The 6,839-nt window shown below is 49.1% G+C and carries 4 protein-coding genes; all 4 read right to left on the reverse strand.

Going from position 1 to position 6,839, the window contains the following annotated elements; translation table 11 throughout:
- Positions 1–100 precede the first annotated feature (100 nt).
- The 4 genes from KDK14_RS03655 to xthA all read right to left on the reverse strand — a co-directional run bounded on the left by KDK14_RS03655 (position 101) and on the right by xthA (position 6,751).
- Positions 101–3,196 (reverse strand): efflux RND transporter permease subunit, encoded by a 3,096-nt coding sequence (locus tag KDK14_RS03655; RefSeq protein WP_257263662.1) that lies wholly within the window; start codon positions 3,194–3,196, stop codon positions 101–103.
- Positions 3,197–3,202: 6 nt separating this feature from the next.
- On the reverse strand, positions 3,203–4,300 hold the full coding sequence (locus KDK14_RS03660; protein WP_257263663.1) for an efflux RND transporter periplasmic adaptor subunit: 1,098 nt from the start codon (positions 4,298–4,300) through the stop codon (positions 3,203–3,205).
- 252 nt (positions 4,301–4,552) lie between these two features.
- Complete coding sequence (locus KDK14_RS03665) at positions 4,553–5,755, reverse strand: hypothetical protein (RefSeq protein WP_257263664.1); 1,203 nt, start codon at positions 5,753–5,755, stop codon at positions 4,553–4,555.
- 177 nt (positions 5,756–5,932) lie between these two features.
- Positions 5,933–6,751: an exodeoxyribonuclease III gene (xthA, locus tag KDK14_RS03670; RefSeq protein ID WP_257263665.1), complete on the reverse strand. Its 819-nt coding sequence runs from the start codon at positions 6,749–6,751 to the stop codon at positions 5,933–5,935.
- Between the last annotated feature and the right edge of the window lie 88 nt (positions 6,752–6,839).

A 6,839-nucleotide genomic window follows, 5' to 3' on the forward strand; every position in this document is an offset into this window, starting at 1 on the left:
TGATTGCGGTGGAGCATCTGAATATGCGGAAGTTATTTACAGACAATTCCTTAATGGCTGCTTCAGGCAATAGCATCAGTTATTGCCTGAAGTGCATGGCTTATTGAGCCATCTTTCTATCTTGTCTGCGACCGGCGATCACCAGAAGGCAGGGTGTCAGGATCAGTGTCAACACTGTGGCAAAGGCTAACCCTCCGGCAATGGAGGTTGATAACTGGTTCCACCATTGGGCAGTGGGGCCACCAATCTCAAGCCGATGGTTGAACAGATCGATATTGGTGGAGAGCACCATTGGCATCAGCCCCAGAATAGTGGTGACGGTGGTCAACATCACCGGTCGCAGACGCTGGGCGCCGGTTCTGAGAATCGCCTCTTCGGCCTTCATGCCCTGTTGGCGCAACAGATTGTAGGTATCAATCAACACGATGTTGTTGTTCACCACAATGCCCGCCAGGGAAATGACCCCGATACCGCACATTACAATGCCAAAGGGTTTACCGGCCAGCAGCAATCCCAATAATACGCCACCGGTCGACAGTATCACCGCCGACATAATCAGGAATGCCTGGTAGAAGCTGTTGAACTGAGTGACCAGAATTATGGCCATCACGAACAGGGCAACCGCAAATGCCTTGAGCAGGAATTGGCTACTTTCCTGCTGGTCCTCATTCTGCCCTTTGATGGTAAAGCTGACGTCCTCTGGTACCTCCAATGCATCGAGCTGCGTTTTTAACTTGGGCAGCAAGTCATTCAACAGAACGCCTTCAGCCAGGTTGGCACTGATACTGACGGTTCGTTTGCCGTCCAGGTGCTTGATACTGTCAACCTTGGGGGCAATCTCCCGGGTAGTGAAGTTGTTGATGGGTACCAGGCCCGCCGGGGTCATTAACCGAAGTTGGTCAATGCTCTCCAGGTGGCGGTCTGATTCAGGAAACCGAATACGGATGTCCACTTCATCACTGCTGTCATCCGGACGATAACTGCCCACTCGTAAACCGGAGGTCACCAGACGCACCAGGCCGCCGGCACTGCTGACATCAGCAACATAACGGGCAGCGCCGGCCCGATCCACATCGATGCGCCACTCATAACCGGAAGCTGGGCCATCGTCTGTCAGATTGGTAAAGCCTTCAATACCCGCCAGAACCGTCCTGACTTTGCCCACTGTATCATGGAGGACACCCAGGTTATTGGCACTGATCACCAATTCCAGGGGTTTACCCTGGGGAGGGCCATCTTTTCTCCGTTCAACGGTGATGTCGAGTCCGGCTAAATGGGCAAGTTTCTGATTGATCTCTTCTGCCACCCGTGCTGCTTTCTGGCGATATTTCCAGTCCACCATATTCAGGCGGATGGTGCCCACTTCCTGGTTATCACCGGTTCGTGCATACAGAGTTTTTAATTCTGGCTGGTGCAGCATAATGGCTTCTACTTGTCTCAGGATCTCATCTTTCTCATCGATGGACAGGTTGCTGGAGTTAACACGAACCTTGACCGTGATGTTATTGGTGTCCACATCCGGAAAGAACTCAAAGCCTTTGCCAAAACTGCCAAATGCACAATAAACGGCCACTACCAGGGCCATGCCTGAGAACAGTATTTTTAACGGGTGCCGGATCGCCCGGGACAACGTACGGATATAGACCCCGGCCCAACCGGGAACTTGGTGTAAATCGCCGGTTTCTGCCTCGGTGATGGATCGTTTTTCCCGCTCACTGAGCTTTCTGGGCTGGCCAATCAGGGAGCCGATGGTCGGGATAAAAATCAGCGCCATCACCAGGGATGCCGAGAGGGTGGCAATCAGGGTTAATGGTAAGTACTTCATCATCTCGCCCATGATCCCCGGCCAGAACATCAACGGGAAAAACGCCGCGAGCGTGGTTGCCGTGGACGCGGTGATGGGCCATGCCATGCGTAACGAGGCTTCCTGATACGCCTGCCTGCGGGGAGCACCCTCACTCATTTTCCGGTCGGCATATTCGGTGACCACAATGGCGCCATCTACCAGCATACCGACGGCGATCATCAGCGAGATCAGCACCACCATATTAATGGTCAGGCCCATTATGGCGATGATCAGGATACCGGCGAGGAAAGAGCCGGGAATGGCGATGGCTGCCAGCACCGCGCTGCGTGGCCCCAGCGCCCCGACAATAACCGTAACCACCAGAATGATGGCCGCCAGGACACTGTTCTGCAGGTCGTTGACCATATCCACCACGTCCACTGACTGATCACCCACATAGTCAACCTTCAGGGTTTTCGGTGCCAGTTTCTGCCCTTCGGCAATAATGGCTTTGACCAATGCCACGGTTTCAATGATGTTCTCCCCGGGGCGCTTCTTGATCTCCAGGGCGATACTGCTGTCTCCGTTCATCCTGGCGTAACCGCCTTCGTCCTTGAACGTACTGAGAACGCTGGCAAGATCACCGAAAGTAATAACCCGGTCGCCGTCTGTCTTGACGGGCTGGGAGAGGATATCAGTTGCGCTCTTGTAAACCGCGGGGACCTTGACCGAGAATCGTCCCTTGCCATTGTCCAGATTGCCGGCAGCAACCAGCTGATTGTTCCTGGAGACCAGATTGATCACATCCGTCGGCACCAACCCGTAACTTTCCAGTCTGAGTGGATCAATGATAACGTCAACCACCTCTTCCCGGTCACCGGCGATATCCACCTCGAGAATCTGCCTGCGCGATTCCAGCACATCCTTGAGCTCACGGGCTATTCTCACCAGTGCACGTTCTGGCAAGTTGCCGGAAAGCACCGCGGTAATCACCGGTTGCATACTGGCAAAGGAAATCTGTTTGATGGTGGGCTCATCTGTATTCTGTGGCAGCTTGCTTTTGGCAAGGTTAACCTTGTCCCTCACGTCTGCCAGGACCTCACCGGTATCCATTCCGGCGATAAACTCCAGGGTAATGGTGGCATGGGACTGGGATGCGGTTGCCTTGATTTCCTTGACACCTTCGATTGCCCTGAGTTCATTCTCCAGGGGAAGTACCAGCAGCCTTTCGGCATCTTCCGGCGATATGCCTTCGTGTGATACGGAGATATAGATGACCGGAATCGTGATGTCAGGGCTCGACTCTTTGGGAATTGTCAGGTAGCTGGCAAGGCCGGTGGCCAGGATTAACGCCAGTAGCATCAGGACGGTACGGGTTCGCTTCAGCGATGCAGCAATCAGACTGTGCATTGGCCATTACTCCCCGGCGGCAGGGTTGATGACATCCACCTGATCGCCGGACCGGACGAAACCCTGGCCGCGGGTTATGACCCTGGCCTGTTCGGGTATGCCTGTGACCCAAAGGCGGTCACTTTCAGACTTGACGACATCTACCGGAGTGAACTCAACCCGATTGGCGGTTGTCACCCATTTAACGCCCGGCTCCCCATCTGCACTCAAGGCAAGCCATGCAGGGCTTATTTCCAGTGCCATTACTTCTTCCATCAGTAGGTCGGCTTCAACGCTAAGGCCTGCGGGAATTTTCATATCATTGTTAGGAATGGTTAACTCGACAGCAAATGTCCGGGTTGAGGCATTCGCCTGTCGATCAATAAAACGGATAGTGGCTTCGCTGGTTGCTCCGCCGAGAAATCGGACCACCGCTTTCTGGCCGGAGGTAAAATAATGGATGTGGTTCTGGGGAACATCGACGTGGACCACCAAAGGGTCAAGGTCGAGAATTTCAGCCACCGGTTTGCCTTTGTCAATAAAGTCGCCAACTTCCACATGGTGCTTGTTAAGAATGCCGGAAATGGGGGCCTTGATCACGGTGTTGTCCCATTGCGTCTGAAGCTGCTCTTTTTGCGATAGCGCCTCAGCCAGGGAGGCCTCTAGCTGAATAATCTGATTATCGGCAATGTGTTTTTTCTTTTGCAGCATCAGGGCTGACTGGTAATCCTGTTCAGCCTGTCGCACACGGGCCTGGGCAGACTTCAGCTGAGCCTTCAGGCTGCCTTCCCGCAGACGGATAATTTCGTCGCCCACCGCCATCAGCTGACCACGTGCAGCACTGATATCTGTAACCCGGGCGGCCAGTTCAGCACTGACTGTGACAGTCCGGTCAGTTTCTGTTGCGCCATAGAGTGTAAGGATGCGATTGACCAATGTTTGCTCAAAGTGTGAGGCCTGGACAACGGGAATAACGGTATTTTCCTGGCTGTCCCGGGAGGGAGGCGTAACTTTATCAGTATCGTTGATATTAACAACATCAGCAGTGAGCAGGTAAGCACCAATGCCAATTGCTATAACACTGGCGGCTAACCATGAGCCGTTCACATTGATTAACTTTTGCACTCTTGTATTACCCCAGTATTACATTCTTGTCATGAGCTGGCAGTCATTGCCTGGTATGTGTTGGTTTTTTAGCGTCTACGCGGCGAGTTTCTGAAGCATTATAAAAAGTACAACACCGTACGCGTATTAGTCTGGAATTCTCGCAATATCCCATCTTGAATGCGACCAATTTCTGCTAATATGACAAGGCTATGAAAGGTGGAGAAGACTCCGACCACTGTTCAAAAGTGATCAGAGTTGTGACTAAATGAATTAGTCCGGGATTTCAGCATCAGGAGTAGATTGCCCCCGGGAGTGCATTACCGGACGAAGAACATCGGACATTGGGTATTCATAATATTGGTGTGGCACATGGTGATAGCCGAAGCTGGCAAAGGTTAAAACCGTTTGAATCCCATGAGCAAGAGAAGGCTCGGCAATCATTTCAACAGCAGTATGGGCTAAATGCATTGTGCCAAACAGTTTTTCCCATTTACCGTGATCATGATCATGATAGTGCTTCTGGCCACCACTGATAAATTCACAGACACCGTGGGCATGGTCAATAATCTCGGCAATATGGAAGCCGGAACTTATCAGGCTGGACAAGATATTATAGACAGTAGGACCAATACCCACAGAGTTGGCAAGATTTTTCAAAAAGGCAAAGTGTGAATGATGATCATCATGGCTTGTTATGCCCAGCAATGATCCACCGTGTTTGACAAAGTCCATGCCATGCAAAACCAGGCCAACTAAATCACCATAACCGATAATGGTTTTAAATATTGGATCTCTGTACAGTTTCCATCGGTCAAGCACATAGATTAATTCCGGAACATTATCCTGGTTGAATATAAGGACCATCGAGTAACTTTCACCAATATCCAGCACGATAAAGTCGCCATGGATAGAGTTGGCCAACTTTTCTGAATCTTTTAAAGAAAGTTTGTGTGGTTCTGGCTTGAATAAATGCAAGGTCTGGGAATTTCTGGTTGTACCCGTCAGGTAGTCTGCAGCCTCGGTAATGTTGTCTAATTCTTTTTTGGCATGATGGATCAAGGACGGATGCAAATGGGCAATCACAGCCCTGGTGGTCGGATTATTTTTATCACCGAGAGACAGTTCATCATAATCAATACCCAATGGAATTTTGGTTTCCCTGCTGTCTTTTAGAACGGTTATTGAACCCAACTCTGAAAAGTCATTTAAATCTCTTTGAAAGTGCCCCTGAAACTGCATTTCTGCTAAAGCGGGTGGGGTGTCTCCACCCTGTTCAAATTCCAATAGAGATTCGCAAACGTCATTTTGCTCCGAGCATTGCACACGGATATGACCTTTTAATGTTCCCTTATCCAGGTAATTTAATGATATTTCATGTTCTTGCGTACCGTTATCCAGTCCTGCCAGACAATACCCGGGAAGTGAAGTAAAGAGAACGATAAAAAGCATTCTGCTTTTTTGCCAAGCGGTCATATTTATATCCTAATCATTTGTTATTGAATGGACTTAGAATAGACTGGCTTTGCAAAGATGCAAATACGAATGATTCTCAAATGTTAAAAAAGGCTAAACTATCAAAGTGCCGAGAGTGTCGGCACAAAAAGCCAGAAATATATGATTTCATATGGTTAGCTACTTATAAAAATGAATTTATATTAAATCAGAAAATTCAGCGATGACAGGTGCATGGTCAGAGGGCTTTTCCATGGCTCTGATGTCATAATCCATAAAAATGGATCGGCACGCCAGCATCAAAGCATTCGTTGCCAGAATAGAATCTATTCTCAAGCCGCGCTTTGGCTCACTCTCAAACCCACGGCTGCGATAATCAAACCAACTGAAGAGATTGCCTTCATCAGGATATAGCTTTCTAAAACAATCAGTTAGTCCCCATTCAAGAAGTCGGTCAAACCATTCCCGTTCTTCCGGCAAAAAGCTGCATTTACCGGTTCTAAGCCATCTTCTGGCATTATCAGGGCCAATACCAATATCAAGGTCTGTATGAGAGACATTAAAGTCACCAATGACCAAAATATTGGAGGAGGGTGAGCACAGGCTTTGCAGATAACTCTGTAATTCATTGTAAAAATTAGTTTTTTGTGCAAATTTGGTCTCGTGGTTGCGATTCTCTCCCTGGGGAAAATACCCATTAATCACCCGTAATATTTGCCCGTTCAGTTCATAGTCGCCAATAATTACACGGCGTTGAGCGTCAGAAAGATCCGTCGGGAATCCTTTTTGGACATTCAATGCAGGCGTCTTGCTAAGTAATGCAACGCCATAGTGGGTTTTCTGGCCATGATATAAGACGTTGTAGCCCATGTTCTCAATGGTTTTGACCGGAAAGTGCTCATCGGCGACCTTGATTTCCTGAAGACCTATCAAATCAGGACTATGGTAATCAATCACCCGGGACAGTTGATGTAAGCGTGCCCTTACACCATTCACATTAAAACTGACAATTTTCATAGTTATATCAATATATTAGAGTAGGTTTAAGGTCGTATGGGGTTGCCATCAATGATATATGAGAAGCATCATATATTTAACATAATAT

The organism is Endozoicomonas sp. ONNA2, assembly GCF_024606365.1.
GTDB lineage: Bacteria > Pseudomonadota > Gammaproteobacteria > Pseudomonadales > Endozoicomonadaceae > Endozoicomonas.